This is a genomic window from Pseudomonas cucumis (genome assembly GCF_030687935.1).
GTDB lineage: Bacteria > Pseudomonadota > Gammaproteobacteria > Pseudomonadales > Pseudomonadaceae > Aquipseudomonas > Aquipseudomonas cucumis.
The window spans coordinates 6,132,814-6,148,174 of the sequence record NZ_CP117454.1; the positions used below are offsets into that span (position 1 = coordinate 6,132,814).

Below are 15,361 nucleotides of genomic sequence, written 5' to 3' on the forward strand. Positions count from 1 at the left end.
TTTCTTAAAGCGACGAGTATTTCTTGCGCAGACGCTGACGAATCAGTTCCGCGAGGGTGTTCATGATGAAGGTGAACAACAGCAGCACCAGCGCCGAGAGGAACAGCACGCGGTAGTGGCTGCCGCCGACTTCCGACTCAGGCATTTCCACTGCGACGTTGGCCGCCAGGGTGCGCAGGCCTTCGAACAGGTTCATTTCCATGACCGGGGTGTTACCGGTGGCCATCAGCACGATCATGGTTTCACCGACCGCACGGCCCATGCCGATCATCAGTGCCGAGAAAATGCCCGGGCTGGCGGTGAGGATCACCACGCGCGTCATGGTCTGCCACGGCGTGGCACCAAGAGCCAGGGAGCCCAGGGTCAGGCCGCGAGGCACACTGAACACGGCGTCTTCAGCAATGGAGTAGATGTTCGGAATCACCGCGAAGCCCATGGCCAAGCCGACCACCAGAGCGTTGCGCTGGTCGTAGGTGATGCCCAGGTCGTGGGAGATCCACATACGCATGTCGCCACCGAAGAACCAGGTTTCCATGTACGGGCTCATGTACAGCGACAACCAGCCCACAAACAGAATCACCGGGATCAGGATCGCGCTTTCCCAGCCATCCGGCACTTTCAGGCGAATGGACTCAGGCAGGCGACTGAAGGTGAAACCGGCGACCAGGATGCCAATCGGCATCAACAGCAGCAGACTGAAAATCCCCGGCAGATGCCCTTCCACATACGGCGCCAGGAACAGGCCGGCGAAGAAGCCGAGGATCACCGTCGGCATCGCTTCCATCAGCTCGATCACCGGTTTGACCTTGCGACGCATGCCCGGAGCCATGAAGTACGCGGTGTAGATCGCAGCGGCGACGGCCAGTGGCGCGGCCAGCAGCATCGCGTAGAACGCAGCTTTCAGGGTACCGAAGGTCAGCGGCGAGAGGCTCAGCTTGGGTTCGAAGTCGGTGTTGGCCGCGGTCGATTGCCAGACGTATTTAGGCTCGTCGTAGTTCTCGTACCAGACCTTGCTCCACAACGCGCTCCACGAGACTTCCGGGTGCGGGTTGTCGAGCAGCAACGGTTGCAGTTTGCCGCCCTGCTCCACGATCACGCGGTTGGCCCGTGGCGACATGCCGAACAGGCCTTGGCCGTCGACCACTTGGTCCACCAGCAAAGTGCGGTGAGCGGTGCTGTGGAACACGCCGAGTTTGCCGGACGCATCAAGGGCAACGAAGCCTTTACGACGTTCTTCGGCGGTGATTTCAACGATAGGCGTCGTGCCCATCTGGAAGGTACGGATCTGCTTGAGGCGTTGTTCGCCATCCTGATCGCGAGCCATGAACCACTGGGCCAGACCGCCCTTGGAATCACCGACGATCAGCGAGATGCCACCCAGCAGTTGAGTGCTGGCGGTCACTTCGGCATTGCCGTCTTCAAGCAATTTGTAGCGACCGTTGAGGCTCTTGTCGCGCAGGCTGAAGACGTCGGCCTGAGCACGACCGTTGACCACGTACAGCCACTGCTGACGCGGGTCGACGAAGATGTTCTTCACCGGCTCGGTCATTTGCGGCAGGTCGATGCGCTTCTGCTCGCTGGTGACTTCGCCGGTCATCATGTTTTCTTCGCTGGTCAGCGAGATGACATGCAGTTGCGCACCGCTGGAGCCGGCCAGCAGCAGGGTCGAATCGGTCGCGTTGAGGCTGACGTGCTCCAGCGCACCACCGGTCTCGTTCAGCGCGATTGGCGTTTCGCCGTATGGGTATTCAATGGCTGGCGAGATGGTTTTCTTGCCATCCGGGTAGCTGACTTTATAGGTGTGACGGAATACCAGTGCCTGGCCGTTGGACAAGCCCACCGCCACCAATGGATGGCCGGGCTGATCTTCACCAATGGAGGTCACGCTGGTGCCGGCTGGAATCGGCAGGTCGACGCGGCGCAGCTCGGCACCGGTGTCGATATCAAAGAACAGTGCCTGGCCCTTGTCGGAAACCCGCATGGCGACCTGGTTCTGTTCTTCGAGGGAAATCATCAGCGGCTTGCCGGCGTCTTGCATCCAGGCGGGCGTGATGGCGTCTTTGGCGGTCAGGTCGGCACCCTGGAACAGCGGCGCGACGACGTAACCGAGGAAGAAAAAGATCAGAGTGATCGCGCCGAGAACGGCGAGGCCGCCGACAAGGACGTACCAGCGGGTCAGGCGATCTTTCAGCGCACGAATACGGCGCTTGCGTTGCAGCTCAGGCGTATTGAAGTCAATTCGCTTGGGGGGATTTGTAGTCATGGTGGAGTTGGCCAGATCATTCATTCGCACACCCTAGCGATCCTGTATGACAGAAAGATGACAATGCAGTGACGCAACAAATCCGCCGCCGGTGGAAACTGGCAGTGGATCGAAAATTTGGGAGGGCCGGGTTGCCAACGTGGCAACCCTGAGCCTTTGCAGGAGCGAGCATTGCCTCGGTTTCAAGAGAGAACCGAGGCGATCCCTTCGCGAGCAAGCTTCGCTCCTACAGGTCCGGGTTTAGCCCGGGCCTAGGGTTTTACTTTTTTACGACGCTACCGCCTTCCTGCAGACCCAGGTCAGCCAGTGCTTTTGCAGCAACCTTGGCTGGCAGTGGGATGTAACCGTCTTTCACCACAACTTCCTGGCCCTGTTTGGACAGAACCAGTTTCACGAACTCGGCTTCCAGCGGTGCCAGAGGCTTGTTCGGGGCTTTGTTGACGTAAACATAGAGGAAACGCGACAGCGGATACTTGCCGTTCAGGGCGTTTTCTTCGGTGTCTTCAACGAACTCGGTGCTGCCTTTCTTGGCCAGGGCCACGGTCTTCACGCTGGCGGTCTTGTAGCCGATGCCCGAGTAACCTACGCCGTTCAGCGAGGAGCTGATCGACTGCACAACCGAAGCCGAACCCGGTTGCTCGTTGACGTTTGGCTTGAAGTCGCCTTTGCACAGGGCTTCTTCCTTGAAGTAGCCGTAGGTGCCGGATACCGAGTTACGACCGAACAGCTGAACCGGCTTGTTGGCCAAGTCGCCGGTCACACCCAGGTCGCCCCAGGTTTTCACGTCGGTTTTAGCGCCGCACAGACGCGTCGAGGAGAAGATCGCGTCGACCTGTTCCATGGTCAGGTGCTGGATCGGGTTGTCCTTGTGTACGAACACTGCCAAGGCGTCCACGGCAACCGGGATAGCGGTTGGCTTGTAGCCGTACTTGGTTTCGAAGGCTTGCAGCTCGTTGTCCTTCATCTTGCGGCTCATCGGGCCCAGGTTAGCGGTGCCTTCAGTTAATGCCGGTGGCGCGGTAGAAGAACCGGCAGCCTGAATCTGGATGTTTACGTTCGGGTATTCTTTTTTGTAGTTCTCAGCCCACAGGGTCATGAGGTTAGCCAGGGTATCGGAGCCGACGCTGGACAGGTTGCCCGACACACCAGTGGTCTTGGTGTAGCTCGGGATAGCAGGGTCAACAGCGGCAACCGCGTTGGCAGTCGCAACGCCAGCAGCGACAAAAGTCATTGCCGCCATCAAACGCTTCAGTTTCATGCCTTACTCCTAGCAGATAGGTGTGTTAAGTCGGGGCCAAGTATCAGCAGGCCGTGTGAACACTCTATGGCTGAAATATGACAATTGGATGAAAGGCCAGCATTCAGTGTTTAGATCGTTCCCACGCTCTGCGTGGAAATGCATCTCGGGACGCTCTTCGCCCCATTCAAAAGCGGACGCAGAGCGTCCATGGCGGCATTCCCACGCAGAGCGTGGGAACGATCGGTTACAAGGTTAGCGACCCTTCTTCCAGAGATACCCACCCACGACAATCCCGACCCCACAAATAATCGCCACGTAATAGGCCGGCCCCATCGGGCTTTCCTTGAGCAGCAGGGTGACGACCATCGGTGTCAGGCCACCGAAAATCGCGTAAGCCAGGTTGTAGGAAAACGACAACCCGCTGAACCGCACCGCCGCCGGGAAGGCTTTGACCATCACATACGGCACCGCACCGATGGTCCCGACCAGCAGACCGGTCAGGGCATACATCGGGAACAGCCAGTCGGGATGGTTGAACAGGCTGTGATAGAACGTCCACGAACTGATCAGCAGCGCGGCGCTACCGAACACGAACACTCGACCGGCGCCGAAGCGGTCAGCCAATACACCGGAGGCCACACAGCCCAGGCTCAGGAACACGATCGCCAGACTGTTGGCCTGCAACGCGGTAGTCGGCGCGAAGTGGTAAACGGTCTGCAACACGGTCGGGGTCATCAGAATAACGACGATAATGCCGGCGGACAGCAGCCAGGTCAGCAGCATGGAAATCAGAATCGCACCGCGATGGTCACGTAACACGGCGCGCAGCGGCACTTCCTCGGCCAGGGCCTTGCGCAATTGCAGCTCGGCGAACACAGGGGTTTCGTGGAGCCAGCGGCGCAGGTAGACCGAGAACAGGCCAAACACGCCGCCCAGCAGGAACGGGATTCGCCAGGCGTAATCCGACACTTCCACCGGCGTGTAAATGCTGTTGATCGCAGTGGCAACCAACGAGCCCAAAAGAATACCGGCGGTCAGACCGCAGGTCAGCGTGCCGCAGGCATAACCGATGTGCCGCTGTGGCACGTGTTCGGAAACGAATACCCAGGCCCCCGGCACTTCACCGCCAATCGCCGCGCCCTGGATCACCCGCATCAGCAGCAACAGGATCGGCGCCCACATACCGATCTGCGCATAAGTCGGCAGCAAGCCCATGATCAGGGTTGGCACGGCCATCATGAAAATGCTCAAGGTGAACATCTTCTTGCGCCCCAGCAGATCACCGAAGTGTGCCATGACGATGCCGCCCAGCGGCCGCGCCAGATAGCCAGCGGCGAAGATGCCGAACGTTTGCATCAGGCGCAGCCACTCGGGCATGTCGGCGGGGAAGAACAGTTTGCCGACCACCGTGGCGAAGAACACAAAGATGATGAAGTCGTAAAACTCCAGCGCGCCGCCCAGGGCAGACAGCGATAACGTCTTATAGTCGTTGCGGGTCAGCGGACGTGCGGATTGGGTAGGCTGCGCGATGCTCGAGGGCGCTGTGGTCATGGCAAGGGCTTCTCTTATAGTCGGATCTGCAACCTCAACAACGCTGGCAGAGGCTTGGGCAGGTTCGGCACGATAGCAAATTGTTCAAAAAAGCACATGGAGGCGCGTATTTGACGGTCAAAATGAGAACCCGGCGGTCGTCTCGGAGTCTACCGATCGATATACTCGCAACATTGCAACGGCTTGTAAGGGGTTGCTGTGCGAAACCGTCGTTGGCGCCTGTCAGCCGATTTCGCAGAGTTTCCCTTTAGGCGCCTTACGAAAAACGTGACGAACGTAGTATGTTCGGGGCTGAATCGTTTTTCCAAGACGGCTATTCACCCGCTACACCTACGAAGAGTTACGGGTCAGAGGCACCCCCGGCATGATAGAGCTCGAACAAGAAGATCCAATCCCGCAAGGCGACCTGGCCCTGCAAATCACCGCGCTTCCGCGTGAAACCAACGGCTTTGGCGATATTTTCGGCGGCTGGCTGGTGGCGCAGATGGATTTGGCTGGCACCGCCATGGCCAGCAAGGTTGCCGGTGGTCGCGTGGCCACCGTTGCAATCGATCGCATGGCGTTCCTGGTACCGGTCGCGGTGGGCGCTCAGCTGTCCTTTTATACCCAGGCTCTGGAAATCGGCCGCAGCTCGATTCAGATGATGGTCGAAGTCTGGAGCGACGATCCACTGTCCAGCGAATGGCGTAAAGTGACCGAAGCCGTCTTCGTGTTCGTCGCCATCGACGGCAGCGGCCGCACTCGTTCGGTTCCGCCCAGGGCTCGTTAAACCCGGCGACCATTTTGCGGTCCATTGCAGTCCTGTTCCTGATTGAGAGTTGCCCCATGAGCACGCCCAACGTTGAAGCCGTGAAACTGGATGAACTGAATTGCTGGCGTATCCGCCACGGTCAGGCCGAATTGCTGGTGGCCCAGCAAGGCGCACACATCCTCAGTTATCAACTGGCTGGCGAGCCACCGCTGATCTGGCTCAACGACGAGGCGGTGTTCAAGACCGGCAAGAGTATCCGCGCCGGCGTGCCAGTGTGCTGGCCATGGTTCGGCAACCTGTCGCGCAACCCGCAGAGCGTCCAGGCCATGCGCGTCGGCAATGAACCGCCAACAGCCCACGGGCTGGTGCGAGCGATGGACTGGGAGTTGCTCGGCATCGAAACCGAAGGCGATAGCCTGAAGGTGGAATTCGTCCTGCCCTACCCCGAAGGCGGTCTGCCGGGATGGCCGCATCAGGTGGATTTGAAACTGAGCATTCGTCTGGATGAGCAGTTGCATATCAGCCTGACGAGCGAAAACAAGGGCGCCGAACACGTCACGATCAGCCAGGCATTGCACAGCTATTTCGCGGTCAGCGATGTGCGCAACGTGCACGTTGAGGGGCTGGATGGCTTGAGCTATATCGAAACCCTGGACGACTGGAAAACCGTCACCCAGGCCGGTGATCTGCATTTTACCGGCGAGACCGACCGCATTTATCTCAATACCCCGCCGAAGCTGAGCATCGTTGACCCGCACTGGGAACGACGCATCGAACTGACCAGCAGCGGTTCGCGCTCTGCGGTGATCTGGAACCCCTGGATCGACCGCGCCGCCGCGTTCAGCGACATGGCCGACGATGGCTGGCAGCGCATGCTGTGCATTGAAACGGCGAATGTGATGGGTGATGTGGTGACGCTGGCACCGGGGGAAAGTCATACCTTGGGCGTGAGCATCGGTAGCAAACCTTTATAGCAACACCGCTCCCACCGTTGGTTTGTGCCGACCTGACTGGCGCGTTACAAATCCGACTCCTTGACCACCCGCACCTGTGCCGCATCCAGCGCATACGCCGCGTCCGCCAGGTCGTTGTTGACCTTTTCGATCTTCAACGTGCCGGTCACCCACAGCGGCGTGTAGATGTCATTCAGCTTCAAGCCTTTTGGATAACGCACCAGCACCAACTGGTTAGGCGGCGGTGGCGGCACGTGAATGCAAGCGCCTGGATACGGCACAAGGAAGAACAGCGTGCTGTGGCCCTTGGCGTCGGATTCCAGCGGTACCGGATAACCGCCAATGCGGATGTGTTTGTCGTTCATCGACGGCACGGTTTTGGTCGAGTACATCACCGCCGGCAAGCCTTTGCTCTGCTTCATGCCACCCTTTTGGGTAAAGGTGCCATTGGCTTCCGGAGAGTTGTGGTCGATCTCGGGCATGGCCTCGAGGGCCTTCTGGTCCGACTTGGGCATCAGTTCGAGCCAATCGGTTTCCGGCAGTTCGCCGGCATGGGCCAAACCACTGCCCAGGAAGAGAAGAGTCAATAGAAAACGGCGCATGAAAGTGCTCGGCAAAGGAAAGGACGGTGCAACGCCGAGCATTCTAGCCCTCTCCGAGGATGACGCAGAGAGGGCTTTGTCACTTCAATCAGGTCCTTTTTTTGATCAGGCCGTAGATCACCAGCAATACCACCGCGCCCACCAGCGCACCGAGGAAACCTGCGCCTTCTCCAGCGCGGTAAATGCCCAGGGCCTGGCCGCCGTAAGTGGCCGCCAGCGAACCGCCGATACCGAGCAGGATGGTCATGATCCAACCCATGCTGTCATCGCCCGGTTTCAAAAACCGAGCCAGCAGGCCGACGATCAAGCCGATAAAGATGGTTCCGATAATTCCCATGACATTTCCCTCTGATTGAATTGGCTGAAGCCTAGCCAGACTTTGGCATCCTGCCATCAGAGAACGGCGGCTCCTGAAGGTTCCGCCGCTGCCACATGAAACTATTCGGCAATCAGCGCTTCGACCTTGAGGATCTGCGCAGCCAACGTATCACGGTCTGCACAGCGCAGATTGGCGTGACCAACCTTGCGGCCGACCTTGAAGGCTTTGCCGTAGTGATGCAAATGGCAATCGTCGATCGCGATCACTTTCTCTACCGGTGGTACAACACCGATGAAGTTGAGCATCGCGCTCTCGCCGACCTTGGCCGTCGAACCCAGCGGCAGACCGGCGACGGCCCGCAGGTGGTTTTCGAACTGGCTGCACTCGGCGCCTTCGGTGGTCCAATGCCCGGAGTTGTGTACGCGCGGGGCGATTTCGTTGGCCTTGAGGCCACCGTCGACTTCGAAGAACTCGAACGCCATCACACCGACGTACTCCAGCTGCTTGAGTACCCGGCTGGAGTAATCTTCAGCCAACGCTTGCAGCGGGTGATCGGTGCTGGCCACGGACAGCTTGAGAATGCCGCTGTCGTGGGTGTTGTGAACCAGCGGATAGAACTTGGTTTCGCCATCGCGAGCACGCACGGCAATCAGCGAGACTTCGCCAGTGAACGGCACGAAACCTTCCAGCAGGCAGGCGACGCTGCCCAGCTCGGCGAAGGTGCCGGCTACGTCTTCAGGCTTGCGCAAGACTTTCTGGCCCTTGCCGTCGTAACCCAGGGTGCGGGTTTTCAGCACGGCCGGCAGGCCGATGGAATCCACGGCGGCCTCCAGGTCGGCTTGCGATTGAATGTCAGCGAAGGCCGGGGTTGGAATGCCCAGGTCCTTGAACATGCTCTTTTCAAACCAGCGATCGCGAGCGATGCGCAGGGCTTCGGCGCTCGGGTACACCGGGACGAATTGCGACAGGAATGCCACGGTTTCGGCCGGGACGCTTTCGAACTCGAAGGTCACCAGATCAACTTCATCGGCCAACTGGCGCAGGTGATCCTGATCGCCGTAATCGGCCCGCAGATGTTCGCCCAACGCAGCTGCGCAAGCATCCGGCGCCGGGTCCAGGAAAGCGAAGTTCATGCCCAGCGGAGTGCCCGCCAGCGCCAACATGCGGCCCAACTGGCCGCCACCGATTACACCGATCTTCATCGTCAACAACCTCAGGCGATGCGTGGGTCTGGATTGTCCAGGACGCTGTCTGTCTGCTCAGCGCGGAATTTTTTCAGCACGGTATGGAATTGCGGATGCTTGGCGCCCAGGATGCTCGCCGAGAGCAGGGCTGCGTTGATCGCGCCAGCCTTGCCGATGGCCAGGGTGGCGACCGGAATGCCCGCCGGCATCTGCACGATAGACAGCAGCGAATCGACGCCCGAGAGCATCGACGACTGCACTGGTACGCCCAGAACCGGCAGGTGGGTCTTGGCCGCACACATGCCTGGCAAGTGGGCCGCGCCACCGGCACCGGCGATGATCACCTCGATGCCACGAGCCTCAGCCTCTTCGGCGTACTGGAACAGCAGGTCCGGGGTGCGGTGGGCAGAGACCACTTTCACCTCGTAAGGGATGCCGAGCTTTTCCAGCATATCGGCGGTGTGGCTAAGGGTGGACCAATCGGACTTGGAGCCCATGATCACGCCAACCAGTGCGCTCATCGTCGTGCCTCTTCTCTCTGGGCGCCCGCAGGCGCGTCAAAAAACAACAAGCCACGCAGAAATGCGTGGCTTGATTGTACGAAAAATGGCCGGACGAACCGGCCGAAGGCCGCGCAGTATACCTCAAAGAAGCAGATAAACAGCCCCCGATACGACCATCTGTCATACGGCGCAAGGTGCCGGTTTTATTGACCCTGAGGTCAGCGAACATTCAACGCAAGCCCGCTCCCACATTGAATCTTCAGTGGTCTCAGGATCCAGGTGTACTTTGGGCCGCGCCGCCTTCGAGCTTGCGCCACAACAACCGCACGCTGGCCTTGCGCACCAGCGCGCAGCGATACAGACGAATCTCCAATGGCACATGCCATTGCGGACCACCGCAGACGACCAACTCACCGCGCGCCAGTTCGGCGCGCACGCTCAACTGCGGTACCCAAGCGATGCCTAGCCCCTCCAGCGCCATGCTTTTCAGGCTGTCAGCCATGGCCGTTTCGTAAATGGTGGTGAACCTCAGGGCGCGCTGGCGCAGCAGCATGTTTACCGAACGCCCGAGAAATGCTCCGGCGCTGTAGGCCAGCAAAGGCACACTGGCCTCGCCTTCCAGGTCGAACAACGGTTTGCCATCCGCATCGGCGGCGCAGACCGGGAGCATTTCGGTGTCCCCCAGATGCAGCGACGGGAAAATTTCCGGGTCCATTTGCATGGCCGCATCCGGGTCGTAAAACGCCAACATCAGATCGCAGCCGCCTTCGCGCAACGCATGCACCGCATCGCCGACGTTGGTGGCGACCAGTCGCGTGGCGATGTTCAGCCCTTCGTTGCGCAATTGTGCGATCCAGCGCGGGAAGAAACCCAGCGCCAGGGAGTGCGCGGCGGCGACCTGCATCACTTCGCCCTGCCCGCCTTCCAAGTGATGGAGGTGGCGCAGCACTTCACCCAGCTGTTCGACCACGGTTCGCGCGGTGACGAGAAACAGCTGCCCCGCCGCTGTCAACTCGACCGGAGTGCGAGAGCGATTGACCAGGGTCAGCCCCAATGCGGCTTCCAGGCTGCGGATCCGCCGGCTGAATGCAGGCTGAGTCACGAAGCGTCGTTCAGCCGCCTGGGAGAAGCTGCGGGTGGCGGCCAGAGCACTAAAGTCCTCGAGCCATTTGCTTTCCAGATTCATCACGCCCTCCCGGACACGCACCAATTTAGGTCACACGCTCGCCGCACATGCGGCGTCACACGGGCATTATGCCGAATGTGCATAGGCTAGTGTTTAACAGCATTGGCCCAAAATTCTTCACACGCCTAGCATTTGCGGTGTTCCGGCACAGACCGGGTCCCTATCGAGATGATTTCTATCATGTCCTCCGCTGCATCTTTCCGCACAGAAAAAGACCTGCTTGGCGTACTCGAAGTACCTGCTCAAGCGTATTACGGCATCCAGACCCTGCGAGCGGTGAACAACTTCCGTCTCTCCGGCGTTCCGATTTCGCATTACCCGAAGCTGGTTGTCGGCCTGGCAATGGTCAAACAGGCCGCCGCTGACGCCAACCGCGAGTTGGGTCATCTGAGCGAAGCCAAGCACGCGGCTATCAGCGAAGCCTGTGCCCGATTGATCCGCGGCGATTTCCACGAAGAGTTCGTGGTGGACATGATTCAAGGCGGCGCTGGCACTTCGACCAACATGAATGCCAACGAAGTCATCGCCAACATCGCGCTGGAGGCCATGGGCCACAGCAAGGGCGAATACCAGTACCTGCACCCGAACAACGACGTGAACATGGCGCAGTCGACCAACGACGCCTACCCGACTGCGATCCGTCTGGGTCTGCTGCTGGGTCACGATGCGCTGCTGGCCAGCCTCGACAGCCTGATTCAGTCGTTCGCCGCCAAAGGTGAAGAATTCAGCCACGTTCTGAAGATGGGTCGTACCCAGCTGCAAGACGCCGTGCCGATGACCCTGGGTCAGGAATTCCGCGCCTTCGCCACCACCCTGAGCGAAGACCTGGCCCGCCTGAAGACCCTGGCACCTGAGCTACTGACCGAAGTGAACCTGGGCGGCACCGCGATCGGTACCGGTATCAACGCCGACCCGCGTTACCAGGCCCTGGCCGTTCAGCGTCTGGCTCTGATCAGCGGTCAACCGCTGGTGCCGGCCGCCGACCTGATCGAAGCCACCTCCGACATGGGCGCCTTCGTGCTGTTCTCCGGCATGCTCAAGCGCACCGCGGTCAAGCTGTCGAAGATCTGCAACGACCTGCGTCTGCTGTCCAGCGGCCCACGCACCGGCATCAACGAAATCAACCTGCCAGCGCGTCAGCCCGGCAGCTCGATCATGCCAGGCAAGGTCAACCCGGTTATCCCGGAAGCCGTTAACCAGGTTGCGTTCCAGATCATCGGCAACGACCTGGCACTGACCATCGCGGCCGAAGGCGGCCAGCTGCAACTGAACGTGATGGAGCCGCTGATCGCCTTCAAGATCTTCGACTCGATCCGCCTGCTGCAGCGCGCCATGGACATGCTGCGCGAGCACTGCATCGTCGGTATTACGGCCAACGAGGAGCGTTGCCGTGAACTGGTCGAACACTCGATCGGCCTGGTTACCGCGCTGAACCCGTACATCGGCTACGAAAACGCCACCCGCATTGCCCGTATCGCGCTTGAAAGCGGCCGCGGCGTGCTGGAACTGGTGCGTGAAGAAGGCTTGCTCGACGAAGAAATGCTTGCCGACATCCTGCGCCCGGAAAACATGATTGCTCCGCGTCTGGTGCCTCTGAAGGCCTAACCAAACGCCGGCTCCAATGAGAGCCACGCTCACCAGGTCGAGGGACTAGACACCTCTCACCTTTTGAGGGCTTGGGGATTTATTCCCTCAAGCCCTTTTTTTTAACCCTTTGCGGATTTTCACAACATGTTGAATGTTTTCAGTGCCGCCAAGATCGCAGCCTTCGACAGCTTCTACAGGGTTTGACGCCCCTATTGAAGCTGCCGAAGGCTGCGATTTTTGATTTTGCAGCACTTCGTTTCGTCGCTTGCACCACAATCGTGCAGACGGCCGGCACTCTCCTAGGTATAGTGCCGGCCCTCTTCGCGTGAGCGGTCGTCGTTAACGAGGCCCAAACCCATGCGAAACCCGAACTAATAAAACCCGCGATATGGAACCGGAACGAACCTCGATCCACTTGTTGTACCACGCGCAAGCCGGTGTAACGCGATGTGTCGGTCCATCCATTATCTGCACACACAAAAAATAGCGAGGAATAATCCATGCTCGAAGTCATCAACGACTTCCTCTCAGGGAAAGTACTGATCGTGCTCATTGTCGGGCTCGGTAGCTACTTCACGATCCGCTCGCGTTTCGTTCAGTTCCGCCATTTCTTTCACATGTTCGCGGTGTTCCGTGACAGCCTCAAAAGCAGCGCTGGCCAGCTCAGTTCCTTCCAGGCCCTGATGCTCAGCCTCGCTGGCCGCGTCGGTGCGGGCAACATCGCGGGTGTCGGCATCGCCGTGACCCTTGGTGGCCCCGGTGCGGTGTTCTGGATGTGGGTGACCGCGCTGGTCGGCATGTCCAGCAGCTTCTTCGAATGCTCCCTCGGCCAGCTCTACAAGCGCTGCGACTCCGAAGGCCAGTTCCGTGGCGGCCCGTCGTTCTACATTCAGCACGGCCTGCAGAAACGCTGGTTGGGGATGATCATGGCGTTCCTGCTGCTGATCACCTTCGGCTTCGCCTTCAACGGTCTGCAAGCCCATGCCGTGACCCACTCGCTGAACAACGCGTTCGGCTTCGACACCACGTACACCGGGCTGGCCCTGGCGGTATTGCTGGGTCTGGTGTTCATCGGCGGTATCAAGCGGATTGCCAAGGTCGCTGACCTGCTGGTACCGGTCAAAACCCTGGCCTACATCGGCGTGACCCTCTACGTGATCGTGCTGCAATTCGACCACGTTCCAGGCATGTTGATGACCATCGTCAAAAGCGCCTTCGGTCTGGATCAGGCGTTCGGCGGCCTGATCGGCAGCGCCATCGTCATGGGCGTGAAGCGCGGCGTATTCGCCAACGAAGCAGGCCTGGGCAGTGCGCCAAACGTAGCCGCGGTGGCCTCGGTCGAGCACCCGGTCTCGCAAGGTGTAATTCAGGCGTTCAGCGTATTCCTCGACACCTTCGTGATCTGCACCTGCACCGCATTGCTGATCCTGCTGTCGGGCTTCTACACCCCGGGCTTTGAAGGTGACGGCATTGCCTTGACCCAGAACTCCCTGGCCGCCGTGGTCGGTGACTGGGGCCGGATATTCATTTCGGTGGCTCTGTCGTTGTTCGTGTTCACCTCGATCCTCTACAACTACTACCTGGGCGAGAGCAACCTGCGCTTCATGATCGGCGAAAACCGCAAGGCGCTGATCGGCTACCGCACTCTGGTACTGGTGTTGATCTTCTGGGGCGCTATCGAGAACCTTGGCACGGTGTTCGCCTTCGCCGACATCACCATGACCCTGCTGGCATTCGTGAACCTGATCGCGCTGTTCCTGCTGTTCAAGATCGGCATGCGCATCCTGCGTGACTACGATGACCAGCGCGCTGCCGGCATCAAGACCCCGGTGTTCGATTCGAGCAAGTTCCCGGATCTGGACCTGGACCTGAAAGCCTGGCCAGCCAATCCGCCAGCCGCTGCTCCAAAGGCACAGGCTCAGCCGGAAGGCGTGACCGCAGCGCAACGCTGATTGGTAAAAAAACCGGGCGCATCCCCTGCGTCCGGCGTGACACAGCTTACGACCGACGTCATGCTCGGTCGTATGTTGTGGCAGCTTTTTTGATGCTGCCGTTTTGGTTCGAGCCTGAGACCACATCGCTGCCATCGCGAGCAGGCTCGCTCCCACATCGTTTTCGGAGAACCTCCATGAATTCCTCGACCTTTCCTGCTGCCCAGCACGTCATGGTGCTCTACACCGGTGGCACCATCGGCATGCAAGCCAGTGCCCATGGCCTGGCCCCGGCGTCCGGTTTCGAAGCGCGGATGCGCGAGTATCTGCACAGCCAGCCCGAGCTGGTGGTGCCGCAGTGGCGCTTTCGTGAGATGTCGCCGCTGATCGACAGCGCCAACATGACGCCCGCCTACTGGCAGCAACTGCGTGAAGCGGTGGTCGACGCCGTTGATGTCCAGGGCTGCGACAGCGTGTTGATCCTGCATGGCACCGACACCCTGGCTTACAGCGCCGCGGCCATGAGCTTTCAGTTGCTCGGCCTGCATGCTCGCGTTGTGTTCACCGGTTCCATGTTGCCCGCCGGCGTGGCCGACAGCGATGCCTGGGAAAACCTCAGCGGTGCATTGGTTGCTCTTGGCCAGGGCCTGGCGCCGGGCGTTCATCTGTACTTCCACGGCGAACTGCTCGACCCGACCCGTTGCGCCAAGGTTCGCAGTTTCGGCCGTCATCCGTTCAAGCGGCTGGAGCGTCAGGGCGGCGGCGTGAAGGCGACTTCCATGCCGGTGCAGCTGAACTACAACCAGCCTAAACAGCTGGCGAAGGTCGCGGTGCTGCCGCTGTTCCCTGGCATCGGTGCCGATCAACTGGATGGCCTGCTCAACAGTGGTATCCAGGGTCTGGTGCTGGAATGTTATGGCAGCGGCACCGGGCCAAGCGACAATCCCGGGTTTCTCGCCAGCCTGGAACGGGCGCGGGACAAAGGTGTGGTGGTGGTCGCGGTCACGCAATGTCATGAAGGTGGTGTGCAGCTCGACGTGTACGAGGCGGGCAGCCGCTTGCGTGACGCCGGTGTGTTGTCCGGTGGCGGCATGACTCGTGAGGCGGCGTTCGGCAAGTTGCATGGGCTGCTGGGTGCAGGGCTTGAGACAGCTGAAGTTCGGCGGCTGGTTGAACTCGACCTGTGCGGCGAACTTATCTGACACTACACAAAACCCTGTAGGAGCGAGGCTTGCCCGCGAAGCTTTTGGCGCACTTGAGGACGCCTTCGTGGGCAAGCCTCGCTCCTACA

13 protein-coding genes are annotated in these 15,361 nt (G+C 59.9%); 5 read left to right on the forward strand and 8 right to left on the reverse strand.

Annotated features, from left to right (window positions below):
• Positions 1-4: 4 nt before the first annotated feature.
• From PSH97_RS27920 to PSH97_RS27930, 3 genes are all read right to left on the reverse strand, one after another.
• A complete protein-coding gene (locus tag PSH97_RS27920) occupies positions 5-2,038 on the reverse strand; it encodes an ABC transporter permease subunit (RefSeq protein WP_305449881.1) in 2,034 nt (677 codons plus the stop codon).
• Positions 2,039-2,522: 484 nt separating this feature from the next.
• The gene (locus PSH97_RS27925; RefSeq protein WP_305447525.1) at positions 2,523-3,521 is read right to left on the reverse strand and encodes a phosphate ABC transporter substrate-binding protein PstS; all 999 of its coding nucleotides are present in this window, start codon (positions 3,519-3,521) and stop codon (positions 2,523-2,525) included.
• 234 nt (positions 3,522-3,755) lie between these two features.
• Positions 3,756-5,054, reverse strand: coding sequence for an MFS transporter (locus PSH97_RS27930; RefSeq protein WP_305447526.1), 1,299 nt, complete (start codon positions 5,052-5,054; stop codon positions 3,756-3,758).
• Between the two features lie 364 nt (positions 5,055-5,418).
• Here PSH97_RS27930 and PSH97_RS27935 point away from each other — a divergent pair, with 364 nt between their 5' ends.
• Both PSH97_RS27935 and PSH97_RS27940 read left to right on the forward strand, forming a co-directional pair.
• Positions 5,419-5,823 (forward strand): acyl-CoA thioesterase, encoded by a 405-nt coding sequence (locus tag PSH97_RS27935; protein ID WP_007896491.1) that lies wholly within the window; start codon positions 5,419-5,421, stop codon positions 5,821-5,823.
• Positions 5,824-5,879: 56 nt separating this feature from the next.
• On the forward strand, positions 5,880-6,779 hold the full coding sequence (locus PSH97_RS27940; RefSeq protein WP_305447527.1) for a D-hexose-6-phosphate mutarotase: 900 nt from the start codon (positions 5,880-5,882) through the stop codon (positions 6,777-6,779).
• A gap of 44 nt (positions 6,780-6,823) precedes the next feature.
• Here the strand turns inward: PSH97_RS27940 and PSH97_RS27945 are convergent, their stop codons facing one another.
• From PSH97_RS27945 to PSH97_RS27965, 5 genes are all read right to left on the reverse strand, one after another.
• Positions 6,824-7,360, reverse strand: a complete 537-nt coding sequence (locus PSH97_RS27945) for a DUF3299 domain-containing protein (protein WP_305447528.1) — start codon at positions 7,358-7,360, stop codon at positions 6,824-6,826.
• A gap of 88 nt (positions 7,361-7,448) precedes the next feature.
• Positions 7,449-7,697 carry a GlsB/YeaQ/YmgE family stress response membrane protein gene (locus PSH97_RS27950; RefSeq protein ID WP_305447529.1) on the reverse strand — a complete coding sequence of 83 codons (249 nt, stop codon included), beginning with the start codon at positions 7,695-7,697 and terminating at the stop codon, positions 7,449-7,451.
• Between the two features lie 101 nt (positions 7,698-7,798).
• Complete coding sequence (locus tag PSH97_RS27955) at positions 7,799-8,881, reverse strand: 5-(carboxyamino)imidazole ribonucleotide synthase (protein ID WP_305447530.1); 1,083 nt, start codon at positions 8,879-8,881, stop codon at positions 7,799-7,801.
• 11 nt (positions 8,882-8,892) lie between these two features.
• Positions 8,893-9,384: a 5-(carboxyamino)imidazole ribonucleotide mutase gene (purE, locus tag PSH97_RS27960; RefSeq protein ID WP_003196369.1), complete on the reverse strand. Its 492-nt coding sequence runs from the start codon at positions 9,382-9,384 to the stop codon at positions 8,893-8,895.
• Between the two features lie 250 nt (positions 9,385-9,634).
• Positions 9,635-10,552, reverse strand: coding sequence for a LysR substrate-binding domain-containing protein (locus PSH97_RS27965; protein ID WP_305447531.1), 918 nt, complete (start codon positions 10,550-10,552; stop codon positions 9,635-9,637).
• A gap of 180 nt (positions 10,553-10,732) precedes the next feature.
• Between PSH97_RS27965 and aspA the strand changes: the two genes are divergently transcribed.
• The 3 genes from aspA to PSH97_RS27980 all read left to right on the forward strand — a co-directional run bounded on the left by aspA (position 10,733) and on the right by PSH97_RS27980 (position 15,272).
• Complete coding sequence (aspA, locus tag PSH97_RS27970) at positions 10,733-12,157, forward strand: aspartate ammonia-lyase (RefSeq protein WP_052966087.1); 1,425 nt, start codon at positions 10,733-10,735, stop codon at positions 12,155-12,157.
• Between the two features lie 482 nt (positions 12,158-12,639).
• Entirely contained in the window at positions 12,640-14,091 is a 1,452-nt protein-coding gene (locus PSH97_RS27975) for an alanine/glycine:cation symporter family protein (protein WP_305447532.1), read from the forward strand.
• A 176-nt stretch (positions 14,092-14,267) separates the two neighbouring features.
• Positions 14,268-15,272, forward strand: a complete 1,005-nt coding sequence (locus PSH97_RS27980; protein WP_305447533.1) for an asparaginase — start codon at positions 14,268-14,270, stop codon at positions 15,270-15,272.
• The last annotated feature ends 89 nt before the right edge of the window (positions 15,273-15,361 follow it).

Bases quoted from the DNA above. Each gene is read 5' to 3' on its own strand.
- PSH97_RS27930 (WP_305447526.1), bottom strand. From the start codon at position 5,054: ATGACCACAGCGCCCTCGAGCATCGCGCAGCCTACCCAATCCGCACGT.
- aspA (WP_052966087.1), top strand. From the start codon at position 10,733: ATGTCCTCCGCTGCATCTTTCCGCACAGAAAAAGACCTGCTTGGCGTA.
- PSH97_RS27955 (WP_305447530.1), bottom strand. From the start codon at position 8,881: ATGAAGATCGGTGTAATCGGTGGCGGCCAGTTGGGCCGCATGTTGGCG.
- PSH97_RS27945 (WP_305447528.1), bottom strand. From the start codon at position 7,360: ATGCGCCGTTTTCTATTGACTCTTCTCTTCCTGGGCAGTGGTTTGGCC.
- PSH97_RS27940 (WP_305447527.1), top strand. From the start codon at position 5,880: ATGAGCACGCCCAACGTTGAAGCCGTGAAACTGGATGAACTGAATTGC.
- PSH97_RS27935 (WP_007896491.1), top strand. From the start codon at position 5,419: ATGATAGAGCTCGAACAAGAAGATCCAATCCCGCAAGGCGACCTGGCC.
- PSH97_RS27975 (WP_305447532.1), top strand. From the start codon at position 12,640: ATGCTCGAAGTCATCAACGACTTCCTCTCAGGGAAAGTACTGATCGTG.
- purE (WP_003196369.1), bottom strand. From the start codon at position 9,384: ATGAGCGCACTGGTTGGCGTGATCATGGGCTCCAAGTCCGATTGGTCC.
- PSH97_RS27965 (WP_305447531.1), bottom strand. From the start codon at position 10,552: ATGAATCTGGAAAGCAAATGGCTCGAGGACTTTAGTGCTCTGGCCGCC.
- PSH97_RS27925 (WP_305447525.1), bottom strand. From the start codon at position 3,521: ATGAAACTGAAGCGTTTGATGGCGGCAATGACTTTTGTCGCTGCTGGC.
- PSH97_RS27980 (WP_305447533.1), top strand. From the start codon at position 14,268: ATGAATTCCTCGACCTTTCCTGCTGCCCAGCACGTCATGGTGCTCTAC.
- PSH97_RS27920 (WP_305449881.1), bottom strand. From the start codon at position 2,038: ATGCAAGACGCCGGCAAGCCGCTGATGATTTCCCTCGAAGAACAGAAC.
- PSH97_RS27950 (WP_305447529.1), bottom strand. From the start codon at position 7,697: ATGGGAATTATCGGAACCATCTTTATCGGCTTGATCGTCGGCCTGCTG.